Raw genomic sequence first — 22,721 nt, 5'->3', positions numbered from 1 at the left:
CGCGAACTATCATCGAATTCTCAATGAACCAGCCTTGCCTAACCATTTGTTTCCTTTATCGTCCAGCCAAAAACGGGCAAATTCGTCGTTTTTGACCACCGCATCCAGAAAAGCCGTGGATGCGCTAAAGACTGCGGCGACATGTTTGTAACCCAGCTCGGGATCTCTAACCCGGCGTGCCGCACCCGGTTCGCCGTTCATGCCTCCCGGGCCGCGAGGCCCTCCGGACCGTCCACCACCACCTGACGAGCCACCACCGAATCCGTCCGGCTCGTCCCGACCGAAGCGCCCGCCCATTTCGGAGCCGGCCAATATTCGATGCCCGGCCTCCTTCAACAGGAGCAAATACTTGCCTCCAGCCGGCGCATATTCCCAGACCGCTGTTCTTACCGCCCCCGAGCTGATCGCGTAAGGGTCGTTATCTTCAGTGCCGGTAATGACCAACAACGGCGGATTCAATGCCTGATAACGGCTGCGAACATTGCCCATCGCCAAATTGACCGACGGACTCAATACTAAGCCGGCAATTGGTTTAAGCTCGCCGCTGTCCGGCAGGGCGGTCTCGAAATTTTCGCCCAGTGCCGCCGTCACGGTTTGCGCCCCCAAGTCGTAGCCGGCCAAGACCACCTTGGAAAAATCGACCGAGGCAAACAAGGGCAGGCCCTTCCCGGCCCGCGCCTTTAATTGCCGATAGGCCCAGAATAATTGTTCCATGCGATTTTTTAAATTATCGGGACTAAAATACTCGTGTCCCAGATAATGCATCTCGCTATTGCGGGCGGTACGCGACGGTCGGCGGCGTTTTTCACCGAGCCATCCGCCTCCCCGATCCTCCGGCGGCTCCATGCTGTATGGATCCGCCAGCCCCGGTTCTTCGTCATCCAGTCCATCAGGAGCACCCTCCATCCCCGGAAGATCCTTAAGTGCCCGAGCTATCGTCAATGGCTGCATACTGAATACCGCATAACCCGCCTTGGCCCAGGTTTCCCGCCACAAATGGCCGGCCTTGGCCTCCTCGCCCAAGCCGGGCAAATAGATAATCAACGGATAACGGCCCGGTAGCGTCGGTGCGGTCATCACCACTTCCAACTCGGTTCGGTCATGGTTCCAGATATCGCGACTGCTCTCGATCGCCAGACCGCTAGCCGGAGCATACCCGCCTTTTTCCATCAGCTCGGCCAGTTTTTCCGATTGCTCCTCCGGGTCCGGTGGCGAAAAACGAAAACCAGAACAGGCGGCAAGTAACAGCATAAACAGGGCCATGCAGGCCAATCGAGCAAATGTGCTAGTGAACATGTATTGCGGCTCCGGCAAAATAACGGGCATAAAATCGACAATTTTCAGGATGCCAAACATACAGGTAAAGCGCCGTTAGCAAAACGTAAAATTGGGTAAATAGCGCCAGCAGCAGTCAGGCGGGAAAATTCATTACGATCTACATGAATGTAACTGTAAAACACCGCAATGCCGTAATCAGACAACTCGGCGCCAGCCTTACCGGTCTACGCCGCGCACGGGGTGTTCAACCGTGCCCTACCGTCCCAAAATCACGTACTTATTCTCATATATTCATCGAGCAACCCTTGGATGACGACATGTTCATATATGGTGGCTTCGTTTGCGATCCTTCGGAATAACAATATCCCGAAACTCATTCAAGCCGACCGCATAATGGCGCAGTGCCAATTTAGGCCGGCTTGGGTTCTCGTTCGTAAGCAAGTTACTTTTCCTCCACGCTGGTGATGTAAAGCGCGGGCCATCCCTGGAACCTACGCAATCCTTTAATCAAACGCCATTATTTTTGCGTTTCGCTTTGCTGATCGGCGTTTCTTTGCCCATGGCGTTTTTGCCATTTCTGATGGCGGTTTTTTTGCAAGTCTTCAAACTTTGTCATTTGCTCGGGACTCAATATTGCCTGCATGCGCTGATGGGTTTCCTGACGGATCGCCTCGCGTTTTGCCTGCTGTTCCTCGAATACGGCCTCCAATTGAGTTTTTTGTTCGGCGCTTAAATCCAGCTCCTTGACCAGGCGCTCCACTCTCTCGCCCCGGTGAGTTTCAAAATGGTTTCCACCTTTATCACCCGGAAATGCGGCGACTGTCAAAGGCAGGGCAAGGGCTAGTGCGATGGTTATGATTTTTTTGTTCATGTTAGGTCTCTCATTGATTAAGGATTTTCAAACGGTTTATCTCCGTTCTCGGTATCTACTCTAACCATGAAAATCGCAAACACTTTGGAGCAATTGAGGAAAGATTGTGCAAATTCAATTCGTGCCTGCTTGATAGCGCTCATATCGGTAACCGGCGCCATAGACGGAATGAATCAGTTCCTGGCCGGGCAATAGTTCTTCCAGTTTTTTCCGTAGTTTCTTGATGTGGCTGTCGATGGTCCGATCCGAAACGATACGCTGATCTTGATAAATCAGATCCATTAGTTTGGAGCGGGAAAAGATATGGCCGGGATGCCGGTATAAGGTTTGCAGCAGTTGAAACTCGACCGAGGTCAGTTCGATTTCACGCCCGGCGGCCAGTATCCGGAAACTGTTGGCATCAAGGGTTAAAACATCGGCATGGTAATTTTCGCCTGCTTGAGGCTGCAATCGGCGCAGCACCGCCTTGACGCGAGCCACCATTTCCCTCGGACTGTAGGGTTTGCAAATATAGTCGTCGGCGCCCATTTCCAGGCCAAGCAGACGATCGATTTCCTCAATGCGCGCGGTCACCATAATGATGGGTACACGGCTAAAACGTCGGATCTCAGCGCAAAGGCTCAAGCCGTCGCGGCCGGGCAGCATCAAATCCAGCAAAATCAGATCGGGCGGCCGTTGCTTGACTCGAGGCACGACAGCGTCGCCATTTTCCAAGGTTTCGGTGGAAAAACCGGCATTACGCAAATAATCGGCCGCCAGCTTGGCCAATTTTTCTTCATCTTCGACGATCAAAATGTGCATGAGGTCGTTCATAATCCTGATTAGATCGGTAATTCAATCTCTATGGACAGCCCACCCAGTTCCGAAGCATGGGCTTCGATGCCGCCGTTATGGGCGGCCACTATGTTTCGGCAAATGGCCAAGCCCAGGCCGGCACCGCCGTGATGCCTGCTGCGCGAACTTTCGACCCGATAAAAGCGATCGAATAGTTTATCCCTTTCCTGTTCGGAAACCCCCGGCGCACTGTCGGCCATTTGTATCAACAACCTATCCGCCCTTTTGCCGATGCTGATGTCCAAACGGCCGCCGCTGTCGGTATAGTTGGCGCTATTGTTCAGCAAATTTCGGAACAATTGCGATAACCGATCCGGGTCGGCATAAAGACCGACAGCCCGAGGTAGAGTGTCCGTCAAATTCACGCTGATCCGCTTATTATCGAATTCCTGCCTCAGGGCGGCCACGTCATCTTTTAGGATCATCACCGGATCGACAATAGCCTTGTGATAAGTCAACGCCCCCTGATCGGAAAGAGCCAGTTGATAAAGGTCTTCCGTCAGCCGGTTTAAACGCATCACATCGTTTAACAATGAATCGATGGCTTCGCGGTTCATGGGCCGTATACCGTCCTGCAAAGCTTCCAATTCGCCGCGCAATACGGCCATCGGTGTCCGTAATTCATGTGAAATATCGGCAACCCAACGCCGCCTGGCTTGTTCAGATTGCTCCAGGGCAGCTGCCATTTCGTTAAAATCGCGGGCCAATTGACCCAGTTCGTCGGCGGATTCGACCGGCAGCCGTACATTATAGCGACCCACGGCCAGCTGTTTGGCCGCTACGGCAATGCGCTTGATCGGCCGCCCCAAGATATAAGCCAAAGTCACGGCCAAGCCGGCGGAAAGCGCGATCATTAACAGCGCAATCCAGCCAAAGGCTTTCGCCTGCCGCTCCATGAATCTGAGTTCTCCGAACTGGTTGTCCGGTTTGCCCGGCAATACCCCGAGAAAACCAATGACTTGATCCTGGTATTTTATAGGCTCGAGCTTTAATTGAGATAGCGTATCCGACCGCCCGAAGACAATTGACCTATCCTGGCGCAATAACATGACCCGCAACTCCAAGGGCTTGAAGCGCCTGTTATCGTTCCCGTTCTCTGCTTCGGCGGGGGGCCAGCTATTCGAAGGCTCCGACATGGCCTTTAACATCCACGGCCTCGGATGCCGGTGACGACGACTATCCGATTGCAGAAGCAATTGGATCCATTTTTTCTTGTTTTCGGCCAGCGGCTCCCAACTGCCCGCATCGGCGTAGTATTCGGATAAACTTTCCACCAAATTAGCCACCCGTTCGCTTTGGCGAGACTCGATAAGCTCATTAAAGCCTCGGTCCAGCGACCAACGCATGAAAAGATACATCCCGCCCACAACCAGTAATGTCGTTAACAGAAAGGCTAGGAATAATTTGACTCGAATGGATTTGTACACGGCGCGGCTCGTTAATCGAATGTTTTAGTATTGTTTGCGAATGTGCAAAAAGTATGATGGCGCTTCAACACAAGGTCGACGTGGCGGAAATTGGCGCCTATTTTATTCAATCAAACCGGAATCAACGGTTGTACTGTTATCCGCTACATAGTAAGTTTTCCTTTCAATCCGCCCAAGCGGCGGGAATAAAAAAAATTAATCCTGGAGAATATATGAGTAATCGAATCATCATGCGAACGGGTGAAGCCTTGGTAGCCGGAGGGCCACCGGGTACCGCGGCGGAGCCTGAAGTCATTATCGGCGAACTCGATGGTCCAGTGGGCGTGGCGTTGGCAACACTGACCGGTGACCAGGTTAAAGGCCACAGCCGGGTGTTTGCGCTGTTAAACACCGACATCCAAGTCAGACCGGTGACGCTAATGGTCAGTAAGGTCACGGTTAAAAACAGCCGCTATACCAATATTTTGATGGGTACGGTGCAAGCGGCGATAGCCAACGGCGTACTGGATGCGGTCCGCGCGGGCGATATTCCAAAGGAAAAAGCCAACGATCTGGGGATTATTTGCTCGGTTTGGCTCAATCCCAGTGTCATCAAGGACGACAGCCTGGATCACCGGATTTTGTTTGATATTCATCGTAAAGCCATGGCGCAAGCCATACACAAAGCCATGACCCATGCTCCGGATATAGACTGGCTATTGGAAAACCAGGACAAGATCACTCACAAATATTTTCAAATGGGTTTGGACGGTAAAATCTAACCCCCAAGAGGGTGTAAGAATTTTTGTGTAAACGGCCATTAGGCGGGAAACTGCCGATCCTTAAAGGAGCAAAAATGACCGTATTAAAATCCATCCCAACCGAATTGCTCGATACCTTGCTATCGGGTTATCAAAAACCCGAAGACCTGATTGGTGAAAACGGTCTGTTGAAGCAATTAACCAAGGCGCTGGTGGAACGTGCGTTGGAAGCCGAACTGACCGAACATCTGGGCCACGCCAAGCATGACCCCATCACCAATCCGAGTGGCAATGCCCGTAATGGCAAAAGCCGAAAAAACCTGAAAGGCGACTTCGGCGAATTACCGATTGAGATTCCGCGTGACCGTCATGGCAGCTTCGAGCCGCAAATCGTCGCCAAACATCAAACGCGCTGGATTGGCTTCGACGACAAGATCATTTCGCTGTATGCGCGTGGAATGACGGTCCGAGAAATTCAGAGTCATCTGGAAGAGCTGTATGGCACCGAGGTTTCGCCTTCGTTGATTTCCTCGGTCACCGATGCGGTAGCCGATGAAGTTAAAACCTGGCAATCGCGCCCGCTGGAACCGGTTTATCCCATTGTCTATCTCGACTGCATACACGTCAAAGTGCGCGATACCGGCGCTGTGCGGGTCAAAGCCGTCTATCTGGCGATTGGTATCAATCTGAATGGCGAGAAGGAAGTTCTGGGGTTATGGATCGCCCAAACCGAAGGGGCTAAGTTCTGGTTACAGGTGGTCACCGAACTGAAAAATCGCGGCGTGCAGGACATTTTTATCGCCTGTGTCGATGGGCTGAAAGGGTTTCCCGAAGCCATCGAAACCGTTTATCCGCAAACCGCCGTTCAGCTTTGCATCGTCCATCTGGTGCGTAACAGCCTGAACTATGTCAATTGGAAAATGCGCAAACGGATTGCCGATGACCTCAAGCGGATTTATCAATCGGCTACCGTTGCAGAAGCCGAGCAGCAATTGGCTGAGTTCGAGGCACAATGGAATGGCGATTATCCTTCGATTGCCCAGATATGGCGGCGTAACTGGAGTCGGGTCATCCCGTTTTTCGACTATCCGCCGGAAATACGCCGAATCATCTACACCACCAATGCCATTGAGTCGGTCAATATGAGCCTGAGGAAAATCACCAAAAATCGTGGCTCTTTCCCCAATGACGAGGCATTATCGAAACTGTTTTATCTGGCGCTGATGAATATCAGTAAAAAATGGACCATGCCATTGCATGACTGGAAAGCGGCTTTAAATCGGTTTAGCATTCAGTTCGACGACCGGATGCCAAACCGTTAATTAAACCCGTTTACACAAAATTCAGGACACCTTCACCCCCAAAGGTCCAACGAGTAGGATTTGTTTCTCCCCCTATCCTACTTGTTACTTTCCCGCCCGGCTTGTTGTTCGGAGCGAATGCACGCTCAACACCTCAACACCTCATCGCCCCTATACATTAAATTTTTAATAATTCGGCCACGCAATTATTAGCCTTTTTAGTTTCCCTTTTCCAATTACTCCGCGCCCAATCAGGGCGAGGCTGCTGTCATATTCCTGTCATGTTACCGGATTAGGCTGTGCGGGTTACTCGTGGAAACTTTATTACTGGATCAACATCAATGATTGATGCCGAACGCATATTGCAGGAAACCTACCCCGACTTTAAATTCGGCAAGGATAATAAACTAGCCGTCAAAGCCTTGAAAAAGCTACTACACGAAGACGACTTCAACGACGTGATCGGCAAAAACCAGCATCTGCGCGGCTTTGCCTTTCTGGATAAATTGTTGAGTTACTTCAATTTCAACTATCAGATCAGCAACGACTCCTATGGCAACATTCCCTCCGAAGGCCGATTGCTGATCGTAGCCAATCACCCGATAGGTACCTTGGACGGGTTGGCGCTGGTTAAACTGATTCGTTCGGTGCGGCCGGATGTGCGCATCGTCGCCAATCGTGTGCTGTCACATATGCAACCGCTGCAATCGATATTCCTGCCGGTCGATGTGTTGTCCGACAAGAAAAGCTTGAAAGACAGTTATAAAGCCATGCTGGATGCGCTGGAAAAGGAAGAAGCGGTGATCATGTTTCCGGCCGGCGAAGTCTCGCGTATCACGCCGAAAGGCATACGCGACGGCAAATGGCAAACCGGTTTCATCAAACTGGCAAAAAAAGCCCACTGCCCGATTCTGCCGATTCATATCAAGGCCAAGAATTCGGCCTTTTTTTACAGCATGTCCACTATTTACAAACCGCTGGGGACCATGCTGTTAGTTAAGGAAATGTTCAACAAAAAAAATCAGGAGATCAAATTCAAGGTAGGCGCCCCCATCCCGCATAGCGTGATCGCCGACAGCGTGCAAACCAACAAGCAACTTAGCCAACGCTTTCGCAAACACGTTTTAAACCTGGGTAAAAAGAACAAGGCACCGCTGTTTGAAACCTTCGAAACCGTGCTGCATCCGCTGGATGTCAAAGCGGTTAAGAAGGCCTTGTTTCAGTCTCGCCTGCTGGGCGAAACCCGCGACGGTAAAAAAATTTTCCTGTACCAATTTCAGGATGATTGTCCGGTGATGCGCGAAATTGCCCGCCTGCGGGAATTAACCTTCAGAACCGTGGAGGAAGGTACCGGCCAGGCATTGGATCTGGATAAATTCGACGTATATTACAGCCATATCGTGCTGTGGGATGACCTCGCGCTGGAGATCGTCGGCGCTTACCGGATCGGCGAAGGACCGAAAATCATGGCCAGCCATGGCGTAGAGGGCTTTTACAGCAGCACCTTGTTCGATTTACACGGCGAATTTGCCGATTATTTGCCTTATAGCATCGAATTAGGCCGCAGCTTCGTTCAGCCTCGTTACTGGGGGCAACATAGCCTGGAATATCTTTGGTACGGCATCGGCGCTTATCTGCGCGAACAACCGGACATCAAGTACTTATTCGGCCCGGTCAGTATCAGTAATGCCTATCCACAACTCGCCAAGGAACTGATCATCGGTTTTTATAAACAGCAATTCGGCTCCGACCTTCCCCGCGCCAATGCCAAGACACCGTTTGTGATTTCCGAGCAATGCCGGCAATTTGCCGCACATGAATTTAATGGCGATTATTCGACCAGCTTTAAAATTCTGAATAGTGAGTTGAAAAAACTCGGCGTTAAAGTCCCCACGCTGTACAAACAATATGTAGAACTCTGCGTGGATAAAGGCTGCCATTTCATCGACTTCAATATCGATCCCGATTTCAATAACTGCATCGACAGCCTGATCATGGTCGAAATCGACAAAATCGCCCCGAAAAAACGCCTGCGCTATATCGAAAGCGCGTTAACAGACCATTAATACCGATATGCTGAACCAAGCATTTACCGAGCTGGAGCAACTGGAAACAGTGATCCAGCAGCTCGGTGATCGAGCGAGGGTGGAGACAGTCGGCTTGATTCCATTTAAGGCCCGTGAATTTCCGATTTACAGCATCGTGATGGGTTCCATGCGTAGCGATGTGCCGGTCCTGGCATTTTTCGGCGGCGTGCATGGCTTGGAGAAAATCGGCTCGGAAGTGATTTTGTCTTACCTGCAAACCATCATTCAATTGTTGGACTGGGATGAAGAGTTTGCCCAGCGTCTTGAACGCTCCCGGTTGGTGTTTATGCCGATTGTCAATCCGGTTGGAGTTTTCCGCGGCACTCGCTGTAACGCTAACGGCGTCGACTTGATGCGCAATGCGCCGATCGAGGGCTCGGGCAACACCAAACTATATAGTGGCCATCGCCTAAGCCCTAGGTTACCCTGGTATCGCGGTGACGGCTCCCAAATGGAGGCCGAAGCCCAAGCCTTATGCCAAGTGGTGCAACGCCATGTAACCAACGCGCCGCTATCGATCGCATTGGATTTACATTCAGGCTTTGGTATTCACGACCGCTTATGGTTTCCCTATGCGTCCCGCAAACAACCGTTTCCCGACATCGCCGAAGCCCATGCATTGAAAAGCCTGTTTGACCGTTGCTATCCGAATCATTTTTATAAAATCGAACCCATGAGCCAGGAATATGTGATCAACGGCGATTTGTGGGATTATCTGTACGATAGTTTTAGTCAATCCGATAACCGGCAAGGCCTGTTTCTGCCGTTGACACTGGAAATGGGCTCCTGGCTCTGGCTGCGTAAAAGTCCCTTGCATTTGTTCCAACGCCACGGTTTATTCCATCCATTGTTACCGCATCGGCAGCAACGGATTTTGCGGCGGCATTTCACCCTGTTTGATTTTTTGTATCGAAGTCTGCTGTATCCGGCAAAATGGTCGCGATTGGATTCCGGGCAACTCAATATGAACAGGCAGCAGGCCTTGGCACTTTGGTATGCATAACGATATCGGGCAAAACTGGCTGTTATTACGAGGCCTATCTCGCGAAGCGGCGCATTGGGGAGCATTTTTACCCTTGTTGCAATCACGCTTTCCAAGCGCTCGCATCACTACCCTGGACTTACCGGGTACCGGCCGGCTTTATCGGCAAACCTGCCCATGCCGGATGGATGAAATCACCGAATCCGTGCGCAAACAGGCTCTGGAACAAGGTTTACTGAGTCGACCCTTGACCGTAGTGGGTTTGTCGCTGGGTGGTATGCTGACATGGGAATGGATGCTGCGGCATCCCGACGATATTTGCGGCGCGGCGTTGATTAACACCAGTCTAGCCAGCCTAAGTCCGTTTTATCGGCGCATGCGTTGGCAGAGTTACCCCGATTTCTTCAAAATCATGCTGTTGCCGAATCTGTATCGACGAGAATTAGCCATCCTCGAATGGGTGGCCAATCGCCGAGATTGGGATCGAGAAATTGCGTTGAAATGGGAAAAAATACAGCGGGCTCGGCCTGTCAGTTTACGCAACAGTCTAAGACAAATAACGGCCGCAGCCCATTATCGTCCGGGTGATGAAAAACCCGAGCCACCCATTTTACTATTGAACGGCCGGGGCGACCGCTTGGTCGCCCCGGCCTGTTCTAGCGCCCTACAACAAAAATGGCAGCTGCAACTGGAGACTCATCCCTGGGCCGGTCACGATCTGACACTAGACGACGGCGCATGGGTTGCGGATCGTCTGGAAGCTTGGATCAAACAACTTCGCGACGATGCGCGGACTATTTAATCTCAAACTCGGACTTATCGCGCCCGGCGGCCAATAATTCTTGCATCCATTTTGGCGCAAGGCCACGACCTGTCCAGGTTTGCGTCGCATCCGCCGGATTGCGGTATCTGGCGGCCACTTTACCGGCTTTTCTTTCGGCTTTTTTATCGCCGTCATGAATATCCACCGTCACGCCAATCGACGCAGCCAAATCTTTTATTTGCGCAATCACTTCCTTACGTTTGCTAGATTGCCTTTCTTTCAAGGCCTTCCCTGCATTCTCAATAAGGGCCTGTATTTCAGTCTCAGAGAGATTGTTAAAATCAGTCATATTTTCCTCGTAAATCAAAAAAAGCGGATTAATTATAACATTCAATCAAAATAATAATAAACAACTATTAAGGATTCACTGAAAAATTAACCTCGCTAAACAACTTGCCCTTTTTATCGATTAACACCACCTGCCAATCACCACTATCTTTAGCCGTTAGTTTCCTGCTGGATATAAGCTTGGATTTGTTGGCTTTAATATCTAATTGTTTTTTATAAACCGCTTGGCCATTCTTAAACCAATGATGGAATAAAACCTTATCCTTCATGTTTTTAATTTCACTAAAATAAAACAATTCAAGAGTTTGATTCGGTTCGATAGTCACCGGCGATTTAATCGGTTCACCTGGCTCATTGTTTTTTATCACGCTATTAATAGAAGCCCTAACAACCCGCTTATCCAGAATAATAGCGGGCGGACGACTTCCTTGCGTGGCTTGAGTATCCTGCCCGCCAGGAAGCGGTTTTATTGCGGACCTATCGGCAGCCACCGATTGCGGAAGTGCCTCGGCGAGATTAGGTGAAACTTCCGGCACCGACTGATTTTGCCGGCTAGTCTCACCGACGGAAAACCAGGAAAAAATCAGTATTATTAATAGCAGCAGAATAACAGCCGCCACCAATATCCGCTTCGTATGCCAGACAGTCACCATTTTGGGATCGATGAGCTCCTTTCTATGTTTATCCTTGTCGTAATTTATCTTAATAACCACTCTATTTTCCGCCATACCGGTTCTCTTTAATCCGACTAAAATTGCGCCTGTTCCGCCGACTGCCGGAACGCGCGTTTTTGCTGCATTTTTCCCTTGGTAATATACCATTTTAGCTCTACCATAATGCTCCTGACTTGCTGAAACTGGGATGTCGCATGAGCAACCTGCTTAAACTGTTTGAAGAATCCTCGGCATTGTATGGCGGCAATGCCAACTACATCGAATACCTCTACGAGCAGTACCTGAGCAATCCTGAATCGGTCAGCGAGAATTGGCGACAGCGCTTTGACGACATACACTGCGGTTCAACCGATGACACCCCACATAGCGTGATCGTTGAGCGCTTCGAAAAACTGGCCATCTCCGAACCGGGCAAGCTGGCCAAAATGCAAGGCTTCACCGAACAAAGCGTCAAAAAGCAATCGGCCGTTGCCCGCCTGATCAATCATTACCGGGTCAAGGGCCACCAGATTGCCGCCAACAATCCATTGGGCAATCCCAACACCATGCCGGCCGACCTGGAGCCGATCTACTACGGCCTAACCCAAGCCGACATGAACACCCTGTTCGATACCGGCGGATTGTGCGGCATCGACAGACTACCCTTGCACGCCATCATCCAAACCCTGCGGGAGATTTATTGCGGCAGCATCGGTAGCGAGTTCATGCATATCGTGGATGCCGAACCCAAAAACTGGATCAGAAAAAAACTGGAAGGCGCCAAACCGGACTATGCCAGCCATCCGGAAAAGCGCATTGGCCTGTTAAAACTGTTGACGGCCGCCGAAGGCCTGGAAAAATACCTGCATCGCAAATACGTCGGCCAAAAACGCTTTTCGCTGGAAGGCGGCGAATCGCTGATCCCCATCCTGGACGAACTAATTCAGCGGGCGGGGGAAAACAAGGTTCGTGAAATGGTGCTCGGCATGGCTCATCGCGGCCGCTTGAACGTGCTGGTCAATGTGCTCGGCAAGAGTCCGGCCGTGTTATTCGGCGAGTTCGAAGGCACGCACACTTCATCGCCAGGCGTGCTGACGGGCGACGTCAAATACCACATGGGTTTTTCCTCCAATATCGCCACGCCAGGCGGACCGATTCATTTGACCCTGGCATTCAATCCCTCGCACCTTGAAATCATCAATCCGGTGGTGGAAGGCTCGGTCAAGGCCAGACAGGACAGACATGGGATTGACGGCATTGATGCGATCGTTCCGGTACTGATACACGGCGACGCCTCGTTCGCCGGCCAGGGCATCGTGATGGAAACCCTGAACATGTCGGAAACCCGCGCCTTCAATACCGGCGGCACGGTGCACATCGTCATCAACAACCAGATCGGTTTCACCACCAGCAATCCGTTCGATGCCCGCTCCACGCTGTATTGCACGGATGTCGCCAACATGATTCAGGCACCGGTGTTTCATGTCAACGGCGACGACCCCGAGGCGGTGGCCTTCATCACCCAGTTGGCACTGGATTACCGGATGACCTTTCATAAGGATGTGGTAATCGACTTGATTTGCTATCGTCGACTGGGCCACAACGAAGCCGACGAGCCGGCCGCCACCCAGCCCATGATGTACCAAAAAATACGTAATCTTCCCCCCACCCGTCAATTGTATGCCCAGCTACTGATCAAGGAAGGCGTACTGACCGATGAAGCCGTCGATGCAATCGAAGACGAGTATTATCAAAAATTGAGCGAGGGCCAAGTGGTTTCACGGCCTATCGTGGAAAACCATAGCTATTCCTATTCGGCGCGCTGGGAGAAATACCAGAATCGAGAATGGGATCAACCGGCCGACACCTCCGTGCCATTGGACCGCATCCAGTTTTGTAATCAACGCCTGCAGGATCTTCCGAAAGGCTTCGAACTGCATCCGAGGGTCGCTAAAGTCATGGAAGACCGCAACAAAATGGCCCATGGCGAACTCGCGATGGACTGGGGCTTTGCCGAAAATATGGCTTATGCCACATTGCTGATCGAGGGCTATAACGTCAGGTTGACCGGTCAAGACATCGGCCGCGGCACCTTTTCGCATCGCCATGCCATCCTGCTGAATCAACTAACCGGCGACAACCATATTCCGCTCAAATTTTTAACCGAAAACCAAGGCCGGGCCCAAATTTTCAATTCCCTGTTGTCGGAAGCCGGCGTACTCGGCTTCGAATACGGTTACAGTTCCACCGTGCCGGACAAGTTGGTGATCTGGGAGGCGCAATTCGGCGACTTCGCCAACGGCGCGCAAGTGGTGATTGATCAATTCATCAGCTCCGGAGAGACCAAGTGGGGCAAACTCAGCGGCCTGGTAATGCTGTTACCGCACGGATTCGAAGGCCAAGGCCCGGAACATTCTTCGGCTAGATTAGAGCGCTATCTGCAATTGTGCGCGGACCAAAACATCCAGGTCTGCTACCCGACGACACCGGCCCAAATATTTCACCTGTTGCGTAGGCAACTGGTGCGCGAATATCGCAAACCCCTGATTGTGATGAGCCCCAAAAGCCTGCTCAGACATAAGCTGGCGGTCTCCAGCCTGAAGGAATTAACCGATGGCGTGTTTTTACCGGTAATCGGCGAAATCGACGATATCGATCCCTTTCATGTCACTCGCTTGATCCTGTGTAGCGGCAAGGTATATTACGACTTGCTGGAAGCGCGCCGCGAAGACGATTTGAAGCACGTCGCCATTGTCCGCATCGAACAGCTTTATCCGTTTCCGAATGAGTATTTTAAAAACGAACTGGATAAATATCCCAATGTGGAACTGGTGGTCTGGTGCCAGGAAGAACCGAAAAACCAGGGGGCTTGGTATCAAAGCAAGCACCATTTTTATGAGATCATCGATGAAAATATACCGGTGATTTATGCCGGACGGGTACCGTCGGCGGCACCGGCGGTAGGCAATTATAAAACCCATTTGAACGAACAGAAAACCGTAGTCCACACCGCCCTATATGGCAGCAGAGAAGGAAAAAAGCATGAGTTTTGACATTCTGGTCCCCAGCCTACCCGAATCGGTGTCCGATGCCACGCTGGTGGCTTGGCACAAGCAACCCGGCGATTGGGTTGACGCGGGCGACAATCTGGCCGACCTTGAAACCGATAAAGTAATATTGGAAGTTCCCGCCCCCAATAACGGTATATTGAAACAAATCGTCAAAGCCCCCGGTGACATCGTACTGCCCGGCGAACTGCTGGCAACCCTGGATATCCAGGCCTCGAAACAAACTCAAGCTAAACCGGCGGTCAAGGACGAAGCGCCGCTCAGCCCATCGGTACGCAAACTGGTGGCGGAAAACGAGCTCAATCCTACCGTTATCAGCGGTTCGGGCAAGCATGGCCGGATCTTGAAAACCGATGTACTGGATTATTTGAACGAACAGCAGGTCGCTCCCGAAGAACCTACCCCCGCCGCCGAAACCAGCCATGCGCCGTTATCGGCAACCGCCGTGGCCAGTTTGCGTCCCGAGCAACGGGTACCGATGACCCGGTTACGGGCCAAGGTAGCCGAGCGCCTGTTGCAAGCCCAGCAAAACGCCGCCATGCTGACCACTTTTAACGAAGTCAACCTGAAATCGGTAATCGACTTGCGCAATCAGTACAAGGAGCGCTTCGAAGCCAAACACAACGTCAAGCTGGGTTTCATGTCTTTTTTCGTCAAGGCCTCCATCGAAGCCTTGAAGCGCTTCCCCGCCATCAATGCCTCCATCGACGGCAACGACATTATCTATCACGGCTATTACGACATCGGTATCGCGGTCACCACGCCGCGCGGACTGATCGTGCCGATTTTGCGCGATGCCGACCAACTGGACTTTGCCGGCATCGAAAAAGGCATCCACGACTTCGGCAGCAAAGCCCGCAACGGTTCGATCAGCGTCGAGGATTTGAGCGGCGGCACCTTTACCATTACCAACGGCGGCATCTTCGGCTCCATGCTGTCCACGCCGATTCTGAATCCACCGCAATGCGCAATCTTGGGCATGCATGCCATCAAGGACAGACCGGTAGTGGAAAACGGCGAGATCGTGATCCGGCCCATCATGTATCTAGCCTTGTCCTATGACCATCGACTGGTCGACGGCAAGGAAGCGGTGCAGTTTCTTGGCATCATCAAGGAATCCCTGGAATCACCGGCCCATTTGCTGCTGAATATCTAAACCTCATCCACGCGCGCCCAGTGCGAACCGGCGCGCCTTGCATTGTTCAATCGACATCATGCTGTACACCACCATCCCGGTCACACCCTATCAACAAAACTGCACGCTGCTGGTCTGCGAACAAACCCAAAAGGCCGCGTTGGTCGACCCCGGCGGCGATCTGGATCTGCTGCTGGCCGAAGTCAAACAACAACAGGTTGCGTTGGAATCGATTTTACTGACTCACGGCCACATGGACCATGTCGGCGGTGTCGCCGAACTGTCGAAACTACTGAATTTACCAATTATCGGTCCGCAACGGGAAGATGATTTCTGGATTCAGGCCCTAGCCGAGCAATGCAAGATGTTCGGCTTCCCGAAGTGCGAACCTTTTAAACCCACGCGTTGGCTAAACGACGGTGACAAGGTGCTTGTCGGCGACTCGGAATTGCAAGTGATACATTGCCCGGGCCACACCCCCGGCCATGTAGTGTTTTATAGCGCCAGCGACAGCCTGGCTCTGGTCGGCGACGTGCTGTTTAAAGGCTCGATCGGCCGCACCGATTTTCCGCGCGGCGATTATCAAACCCTGATCGACTCTATCCGGCTAAAACTGTGGCCGCTGGGCGGCGAGATTGCCTTCATCCCCGGCCATGGCCCGATGTCGACCTTTGCCGAAGAAATGCGCAACAATCCATTCGTGGCGGTGCGTTAAGCGTCTACCGACAACCCGCCATCGTTTTCAAACGCCGAGCAACGCCCTCCCCAACACGCCGTGCTTGTCAATCGTAGCCGGCGTTTCGGTTGAACAGTGTTCGATGATTGCCAGCAATTGCCGGCGCAACACGTCATTACGCTTGCGCTCGGTATCCAAGGCCTGTTGAATTTGCGCCAAAACAGTCGCCAAACCTTGCCGAAAGCCCTTGCGCGCGCCCTTGTAAGCGGCTTTCCGCAACGACGGCTGAATTTTTTGATGTAGAAAATACGGGATTAGCCAGCTAAGTCCAATTAATAACACGCTGTGAATCGCAAAATTAGCCCCCAAATAAGCCGGAGCGGTTTCATCGGCGGCGCTGTGATAATAACCGTTAAACACCTGATAACCAACCACGCCCATGGCGACTAACGGCAACAGGGTTTCGCAAACGGCGGTGAATCGAATCAGAAAGCGCTGCATGGCATTGCCGGGTTTCACCAAGGCTTGGCGGCCGGCCAGTTCAACCCGGGCCGTCAGATTTTCGCCGGCATGCTCACGTACGCCATGCAACGCGGTTTTCAAGGGTTTGCTGGGCAGGCCGGATTGTGCCGCTTGCAATATCAGCTGATCCAGCAGGTCGTTCAAGCGATTCTGAGCCCAATCGTCCCATAGCTGGATCTCGGTTTTTTGTCCCAGGTTGTCCGCCCAAGCCTGCGAAAGCTGCTGCAAAGGCCAAGACAGACCTTCAAATAATTGCGATTCTGCTTGCCGCCAGAGCGTTTCCAAGTCCTGCTGACATTGCGCATGGGCTTGATCGGGAAAATCGTTCAGCAATTGCCCCAACACCTGCATTAATTGTTGCTTACGCAACTGGCCGCCGCGCAGTACAAGCTCGGCCATGTTATGTCGGCCGGAAAGCTCCTGTAACTGATGTAATAATTCGGCGAATTCATCGCCGTCGGGCTCGGCGCAACTGGTTCGAAATATCAGCGGATCGGTGAAACCGGCCTTATGTAGCTGCCGCCTAAAATCGTCGAATTGGACCGATTGCCCCCTGTCCCACTGGTTCATCACAAACAACCAAGCGTGTTTGACGCCCTCCGCCAGTAACAACTGCCAGGCTTTATTGTCGCGATAGCGTTCAGGGCTGACCACGTACAGCAGCACGTCGATATGCGGCAACCATTCCAATACCAGTCTTTTATTAGCCAGTTCCACGCTATCGAAATCCGGCATGTCGATCCAGACGATATTACTGTTGCCGGCATCGTCGTGTTGATTGATTTTGATACTATCCAGCGGCAAACCGGCGGGCAATTGTTGCGGAGATAAGGCTCGATAATGGTACAAGGTGACTTCGCGCGAGGTGGGCCGTTCCACGCCGACTCTGGCTATGGCTTGGCCGGCGAGCCGATTTAACAACGAGCTTTTGCCGACTCCGGTCCCGCCCATGAAGGCCACGATCAATGGTCTGACACCCTCATGGCCGGCACCGCCAAACAATTGCGCGGGAGAACGCAGGTCCATGGCCAATAATTCCCGGGCCCGCTCGGCACTCAGACGGCCTTCCGAGAGGGCTGTTTCGGCCCAGTTTTGAGCTTGGGCCAGGATGTCAGAGTAATCGTAAACCATGTTTTTTCTCTTTCAGCGCTTGTTCCGCAAGCAGGCATTGTTCTTGGGTGATATTGAACCGCGTTGGCGAATGGCTTTGCCCAGGCAATCGATAAAGCCGGTCGCGTAAACAGTTCTCGAATAGGGCGGTATTAACCGTCTGCAATTGGTGTTGTTTCAGTTCGGCCTCGACCTTGTGCATATAACCGCCGATAGCGCTTTCCGCCAGTAATGAGGTGACGGTTAACATGATGGGCGTAATGATCAGATCGTGAACACCGATACCGCCGGCCTGGATCGCCAACAGCAACGCCCCGGCGTCTGTTGAAAGCCGGGTTGCGCGCAGACTGTTCAACACCAAGGGCTGCTCTTGTAACTTGTAATACAGGCGGTGGGCGGCGGCGTCGACATCCTGCTTGAAGCCCTGGTGATAAGCCAGAACGCCTTGTTGATAGCTTTGCAGCAGTTCCGGCTTTTTTTGTCTCAGTAAAGACGCACTCTCGCGCCACCAGCTACCGTAAAGCGCTTCCGATTCGGTAATCTCCAATAATTTGTCGGCCAGCTGTATCATCAGATGGTCGCCGATCTGATTCAAGACGCCGACTTCCTGGGCCGGACTGGGGTTGAAGCCAGCCTGCCCCAATGCCATTAGTTTACGTATCGGCCAAGTCATCACCCGCCGGGTTTTACCGAGCGCCTTGGCCAGCCCAGGAATCTCCAGTAAGTTTAGTAACTTCAGCAATGCATCCTGAAAGGTATGGTAATGGTGCGGATGATCGAGAAAATCGCGCCGATAGGCGGTCAGCGCCCGAGCCATGCATTGGTCGACCAAAGTTTCCCAATGGTGCTGGTTCCGATGCTCGGCAAATACCGGTTCCAGCCACTGCGGCCAGTAATGGTTGAGCAACTGTTGCTGGTAGGCCGGCTGTTTCTTATGTTCGACCTGTTTCAATAGACTGGCAATAATCCGAGTATCGGCAACCGGCCAACTTGGCAAGGCCGACTGTTTGTGAAACAGCATCGATACGACCGGTGGCATCGGCTCGTTCCGGCTTTGTTGCCATTTCTGGCGCAGGGATTCCAGCACCAGCGTCTCGCTGCCTTCCGCCAGCTTATTCAGACAAATCAGAGTCGGCTGCCCGAAAGCCGCTATGGTTTGCATCACGTCCCACACCGACTGGTCGGCGTATTTTTCCTTGCTGACCACCAGCACAATCAGGTCGGCCAAGGCCATGGTTCTAATCACGCCCTCGCGATAATCGGCGGCATCGATCGAATCGAAGTCCGGCGTATCCCACACCACGCATTCGGGCAACAAGGAAGAAGCCGATAGACTGGGGCCGAGGGCGTAACAATCGAAGCGGCTCCGACTGAGCGCGGCCCGATCCAAACATTGGAAACGGCCAAAATAATGCTGCAATCCATCGCAATCATCGACCGATACCTGGTGGCAAAACCCCTGCGAATGCACGGTATAACCGGCCAACGGGCTAACACCGGCCAGATCGCTGTTCAACAACAGATTCACAATCGAACTCTTACCGGCCTGGGTAGGGCCAATCACCGCAATTTGCAACGGAAAACCCGGCTTATCGGCAATCAGTAGCCCCTTGCGTATGAATGCCTCGCCATAAAGCAGTTGCTCCATGCGCGTTTGATATTCAAAATACTGGGGATCTCTTTTATCCAGTTGCGTAAGTACGGACTGGTAACGCGATTTGAGTAGTTGGATAAATTCCAGCATGATAAATAGGCTTGAGTTTATAATTACCAAGCAAATTAGTTTGTTTAATGGCCCGGCTCTCGAACATTATAAATATAAAAGCCGGGTTTGTTCATTTAGCCGCTGGGGAGCTGTGTATTATGAAAAAAGCAACAACTGTCTTAGTCTTTCTTGCCTGTGCAGTATTGGTAGGGTGCAATAAAAGCCACCAAATTAACGGTAGCAGCCTTAAAACCGTCAACCGCTCGGTTAATGCAATCAAGGAAAAACTGCCGCTCGATCAACGCATCGAATTCGAAGTGTCTTTTTGGACGCTACGCGACGAGATCAGAAACAACAATGACTTCCTGGATGCCATTGACGGTAAAACACCGGAACAGCTGATCGAAAGAGGCAAGGAGTTATTCTTGAAACGCAAGGCCAGCGGTAACAAGGAGTATGAACAATACAGCAATTGGGAGCAGATGATCGCTCAGTATACTCAAGAGCGGATCGACCAAAACCGCAAGAAAAATCCGGATGCCCGCGACAAATCCAACCCCCACCGCGTCGACTACAAAATGCAATCCATGTAAGCTATCGACGCAACACCGGCGCCGGCAGTTGTTTCTGTTCAACCAGAACCGAAACAAACTGGCTGGCTTCGGTGATGGTTTTTTCCATCACCTCGATCAAGCGGGAAATATCCACGCCCATCTCGATAAACTCATGCCGCAATGCCGCGATGGCATGCGCATTCAGATTATGCTTTAAAAACAATACCTGATCTTGAAAAGCCGCCAGTACCGGATGCATGCGCGACTCGGCTATTTGCAGGGCTTTTAACAAGCGCCCGTATTGTTGGCGGGATTTTTTCAGCTGTTGCTGACTCCTGGCCCGCAGCGAACGGCTGCTATAAAGCTCCAATTCGGCTTCCCACTCGTTAAACAAGGCTTCACTGACTTCTTCGATGGCTTTGATACGCTGAGCCACCTGATCGGCCTTGCCGCGGCAGGCATCATAACGTCTCTTCAATTGTTGATAGCGCACATCCAACGGACTATCGTCCTGCTTGGCAATCGATTTGAATTTTTCCAACGCATCGACAAACTGATCCCGGCTATCCTTTAGGCTCTCGCAGGCTTGGTCGACCTTGACCACCACGATGTCGCGCTTGTGATGACCCAGCAAGGATTCCCGGCTTTGATAATAGGACTGGCGTAGACGCTTGTTCAGGAGCGCTTTTATAAACTTAATCATGCGGCGGATAGAAAACGGTCTTTGTTGATAACGAGAATATTGAAACGGGCGTGCGCGGCAAATTCGACAAAGCCCTTATCCAGAATGCCTTGAGCTTGCAATTCGGCCCATGTGGAATTTTCGGCAACGGCGGCCGACTTTACCAGAATCAACCGGTCCGCCTCCACTTGATCGGCCAACCAGGCCGCCAAACTATCCGAGGTAATGTCCCAACTGGCGGCGATACCGGCGCGTTCCAGATCAGGCAAACTCGGCGACCAGATGCCGGTGTTTTCCAAACAGGCAGACTTAGCTACGCTATCGAATAACCCAAATTGCGGTTTCAGACTATTGAACAACAACGCCATCTGCCGCATGGCCAAAATAGCCATCCGATGCGCGGCCAGATCGTCGAAACCCCAACGTTTTTGCGCAATCCGCACCTGCTCGGCAAACACCCCGCCGCCGGGTACGATTAGAATTTTGCCGGGATAACGCTCAACCGCATCCAGGCAGGCCGGTAGAACCGAAGCTTCAAGCAAGCTGCCGCCCAGTTTGATGACCGTGATCACCGCCGAAACAGTTCCAGCAGCTGCAATAAGGCGGCCGCCTTGTCGAAACACTCTTGGTATTCTTCATCCTCGACCGAATCGTTGACGATGCCGCCGCCGACCCAGAAGCGGATGCTGCCGTGGTTATGCACCAGGGTGCGGATCGCAATATTGGTATCCATATGGCCGTCAAAACCGATATAACCGATGGCGCCGCAATAAATCCCGCGCCGATGCGGTTCCAGTTCCTCGATGATTTCCATCGCCCGAATCTTAGGGGCGCCGGTAATCGATCCACCCGGAAAACAACTGCGCAACAAATCCAGCGCATGTTGACCTTCCGCCAATTCGCCGGTGACGGTGCTGACCAGATGATGTACGGTGGCATAACTTTCGACCGCAAATAGCGTCGGCACTTGCACCGAACCCTCCCGGCAGCTTTTGCCGATGTCGTTTCTGAGCAAATCGACGATCATCACATTTTCCGCCCTATCCTTTTCACTGGCGGCCAAGGCGGCAATTTGTTTTTGGTCTTCGCTGGCCAAGGCCTTGCGCGGACGTGTGCCCTTGATGGGTTTGGTTTCCACCTTGCCGTCTATCACTTTTAAGAAACGTTCCGGCGAGGAACTCAATACCTGCACATCGGGCAAATTCAGGTAAGCACTGAATGGCGCGGCATTGATTTTTCGTAGGGTTTGATAAGCAAACCAGGGATTTCCGCTACAAGGGCTGGAAAAACGCTGGGTCAGGTTGACCTGGTAGCAATCGCCTTCCTTCAGGTAATGTTTGATTTTGGCAAAAGCCCGGCCATAGGCTTGCCGGCTCATATTCGATTGCGGCGCCCGCGCAACCCCGAAGTCATCGATCCGATGCCGCTCCGGCACCCGGCTGAATTGCGCGGATAAGTGTTTTATCTGTTCCTCGGCAAGGCCGTAACCGACCAGCCAACTTTGGCGTTGTTGATGATCGACCACCAGCGCCCAGCGATAAATACCGACAGCCATATCCGGCAGTTGTTCGGCATCTTCGGCCAGCACCGGCAATTTTTCAATGCGCCGGGCCAAATCATAGGCAAAATAACCGATGGCGCCGCCGTTGAACGGCAAGTCATCAATGGCCGGCAATACGGCACCCAACTTTAGTTTAAGCAATTCAAACGGATCGGCCCGGCTGGTTGTTTGACCCGACCGTTCACTGATCACGGTGACTGGCCCGTGGGTTTGCAGCGTACAAACTGGATCATAGGCCAAGATGTCGAAACGGCCTTGCTGGCTGACCGGGAAAGCACTATCCAGAAAAACAGCCCAGGGCTGGTCGGCACAGGCGGCAAATAATAACGAGCTGTCCTCGAAATAAGGCAGCAATTGTTTGGTGACTTTAGCTAAAGACATTCAGTGGTGTGATTAGACGACTCGGCATGGCCGAAAGCATGCG

At 52.1% G+C, this 22,721-nt stretch carries 20 protein-coding genes; 9 read left to right on the top strand and 11 right to left on the bottom strand.

What is annotated here, in order from left to right:
• Positions 1 to 9: 9 nt before the first annotated feature.
• From IVG45_RS04065 to IVG45_RS04050, 4 genes are all read right to left on the bottom strand, one after another.
• Positions 10 to 1,296, bottom strand: a complete 1,287-nt coding sequence (locus IVG45_RS04065) for a hypothetical protein (RefSeq protein ID WP_196436612.1) — start codon at positions 1,294 to 1,296, stop codon at positions 10 to 12.
• A gap of 499 nt (positions 1,297 to 1,795) precedes the next feature.
• Positions 1,796 to 2,149 carry a Spy/CpxP family protein refolding chaperone gene (locus IVG45_RS04060; RefSeq protein ID WP_196436611.1) on the bottom strand — a complete coding sequence of 118 codons (354 nt, stop codon included), beginning with the start codon at positions 2,147 to 2,149 and terminating at the stop codon, positions 1,796 to 1,798.
• 114 nt (positions 2,150 to 2,263) lie between these two features.
• Positions 2,264 to 2,950: a response regulator gene (locus IVG45_RS04055; protein WP_230874745.1), complete on the bottom strand. Its 687-nt coding sequence runs from the start codon at positions 2,948 to 2,950 to the stop codon at positions 2,264 to 2,266.
• Between the two features lie 20 nt (positions 2,951 to 2,970).
• Positions 2,971 to 4,410: an ATP-binding protein gene (locus IVG45_RS04050; protein WP_196436609.1), complete on the bottom strand. Its 1,440-nt coding sequence runs from the start codon at positions 4,408 to 4,410 to the stop codon at positions 2,971 to 2,973.
• A 212-nt stretch (positions 4,411 to 4,622) separates the two neighbouring features.
• Between IVG45_RS04050 and fae the strand changes: the two genes are divergently transcribed.
• The 5 genes from fae to IVG45_RS04025 all read left to right on the top strand — a co-directional run bounded on the left by fae (position 4,623) and on the right by IVG45_RS04025 (position 10,322).
• Complete coding sequence (gene fae, locus IVG45_RS04045; RefSeq protein WP_196436608.1) at positions 4,623 to 5,171, top strand: formaldehyde-activating enzyme; 549 nt, start codon at positions 4,623 to 4,625, stop codon at positions 5,169 to 5,171.
• 74 nt (positions 5,172 to 5,245) lie between these two features.
• Positions 5,246 to 6,472, top strand: coding sequence for an IS256 family transposase (locus tag IVG45_RS04040; RefSeq protein ID WP_196436607.1), 1,227 nt, complete (start codon positions 5,246 to 5,248; stop codon positions 6,470 to 6,472).
• 320 nt (positions 6,473 to 6,792) lie between these two features.
• A complete protein-coding gene (locus IVG45_RS04035) occupies positions 6,793 to 8,517 on the top strand; it encodes a lysophospholipid acyltransferase family protein (RefSeq protein WP_196436606.1) in 1,725 nt (574 codons plus the stop codon).
• Positions 8,518 to 8,524: 7 nt separating this feature from the next.
• Positions 8,525 to 9,541: a M14 family zinc carboxypeptidase gene (locus IVG45_RS04030; protein WP_196436605.1), complete on the top strand. Its 1,017-nt coding sequence runs from the start codon at positions 8,525 to 8,527 to the stop codon at positions 9,539 to 9,541.
• Positions 9,534 to 10,322 carry an alpha/beta fold hydrolase gene (locus IVG45_RS04025; RefSeq protein ID WP_196436604.1) on the top strand — a complete coding sequence of 263 codons (789 nt, stop codon included), beginning with the start codon at positions 9,534 to 9,536 and terminating at the stop codon, positions 10,320 to 10,322. The genes IVG45_RS04030 and IVG45_RS04025 overlap by 8 nt, the downstream gene beginning before the upstream one ends.
• Here the strand turns inward: IVG45_RS04025 and IVG45_RS04020 are convergent.
• Both IVG45_RS04020 and IVG45_RS04015 read right to left on the bottom strand, forming a co-directional pair.
• Positions 10,315 to 10,632, bottom strand: a complete 318-nt coding sequence (locus tag IVG45_RS04020) for an H-NS histone family protein (RefSeq protein ID WP_196436603.1) — start codon at positions 10,630 to 10,632, stop codon at positions 10,315 to 10,317. The two genes, IVG45_RS04025 and IVG45_RS04020, sit on opposite strands and share 8 nt — an antisense overlap.
• A gap of 67 nt (positions 10,633 to 10,699) precedes the next feature.
• A complete protein-coding gene (locus IVG45_RS04015; RefSeq protein ID WP_196436602.1) occupies positions 10,700 to 11,452 on the bottom strand; it encodes a DUF2914 domain-containing protein in 753 nt (250 codons plus the stop codon).
• A 47-nt stretch (positions 11,453 to 11,499) separates the two neighbouring features.
• Between IVG45_RS04015 and IVG45_RS04010 the strand changes: the two genes are divergently transcribed.
• From IVG45_RS04010 to IVG45_RS04000, 3 genes are read left to right on the top strand one after another with little or no spacing between them, the layout of a single operon-like run.
• The gene (locus IVG45_RS04010) at positions 11,500 to 14,337 is read left to right on the top strand and encodes a 2-oxoglutarate dehydrogenase E1 component (RefSeq protein ID WP_196436601.1); all 2,838 of its coding nucleotides are present in this window, start codon (positions 11,500 to 11,502) and stop codon (positions 14,335 to 14,337) included.
• Entirely contained in the window at positions 14,327 to 15,508 is a 1,182-nt protein-coding gene (gene odhB, locus IVG45_RS04005) for a 2-oxoglutarate dehydrogenase complex dihydrolipoyllysine-residue succinyltransferase (protein WP_196436600.1), read from the top strand. Before IVG45_RS04010 ends, odhB begins: the two co-directional genes overlap by 11 nt.
• Before the next feature lie 37 nt (positions 15,509 to 15,545).
• Complete coding sequence (locus IVG45_RS04000) at positions 15,546 to 16,202, top strand: MBL fold metallo-hydrolase (protein ID WP_330165379.1); 657 nt, start codon at positions 15,546 to 15,548, stop codon at positions 16,200 to 16,202.
• Between the two features lie 27 nt (positions 16,203 to 16,229).
• On the opposite strand, the gene IVG45_RS03995 is transcribed toward IVG45_RS04000, so the two are convergent.
• Both IVG45_RS03995 and IVG45_RS03990 read right to left on the bottom strand, forming a co-directional pair.
• The gene (locus IVG45_RS03995) at positions 16,230 to 17,816 is read right to left on the bottom strand and encodes a GTPase (protein ID WP_196436599.1); all 1,587 of its coding nucleotides are present in this window, start codon (positions 17,814 to 17,816) and stop codon (positions 16,230 to 16,232) included.
• On the bottom strand, positions 17,797 to 19,539 hold the full coding sequence (locus IVG45_RS03990; RefSeq protein WP_196436598.1) for a GTPase: 1,743 nt from the start codon (positions 19,537 to 19,539) through the stop codon (positions 17,797 to 17,799). The genes IVG45_RS03995 and IVG45_RS03990 overlap by 20 nt, the downstream gene beginning before the upstream one ends.
• A gap of 119 nt (positions 19,540 to 19,658) precedes the next feature.
• Here IVG45_RS03990 and IVG45_RS03985 point away from each other — a divergent pair, with 119 nt between their 5' ends.
• Positions 19,659 to 20,093 carry a DUF6694 family lipoprotein gene (locus tag IVG45_RS03985; protein ID WP_196436597.1) on the top strand — a complete coding sequence of 145 codons (435 nt, stop codon included), beginning with the start codon at positions 19,659 to 19,661 and terminating at the stop codon, positions 20,091 to 20,093.
• Between the two features lies 1 nt (position 20,094).
• Here the strand turns inward: IVG45_RS03985 and IVG45_RS03980 are convergent, their stop codons facing one another.
• Genes IVG45_RS03980 through pabB form a run of 3 tightly spaced genes read right to left on the bottom strand, consistent with a single transcriptional unit; the run spans position 20,095 to position 22,678 of the window.
• Positions 20,095 to 20,757 (bottom strand): DUF2959 domain-containing protein, encoded by a 663-nt coding sequence (locus tag IVG45_RS03980; protein ID WP_196436596.1) that lies wholly within the window; start codon positions 20,755 to 20,757, stop codon positions 20,095 to 20,097.
• Entirely contained in the window at positions 20,754 to 21,308 is a 555-nt protein-coding gene (locus IVG45_RS03975) for an amino acid kinase family protein (protein WP_196436595.1), read from the bottom strand. The genes IVG45_RS03980 and IVG45_RS03975 overlap by 4 nt, the downstream gene beginning before the upstream one ends.
• Positions 21,305 to 22,678: an aminodeoxychorismate synthase component I gene (pabB, locus tag IVG45_RS03970; protein WP_196436594.1), complete on the bottom strand. Its 1,374-nt coding sequence runs from the start codon at positions 22,676 to 22,678 to the stop codon at positions 21,305 to 21,307. The genes IVG45_RS03975 and pabB overlap by 4 nt, the downstream gene beginning before the upstream one ends.
• Positions 22,679 to 22,721 lie beyond the last annotated feature (43 nt).

The organism is Methylomonas sp. LL1 (genome assembly GCF_015711015.1).
GTDB lineage: Bacteria > Pseudomonadota > Gammaproteobacteria > Methylococcales > Methylomonadaceae > Methylomonas.
Note: the sequence above shows the minus strand (reverse complement) of the source record. Positions and strands in the feature narration are given on the sequence as shown.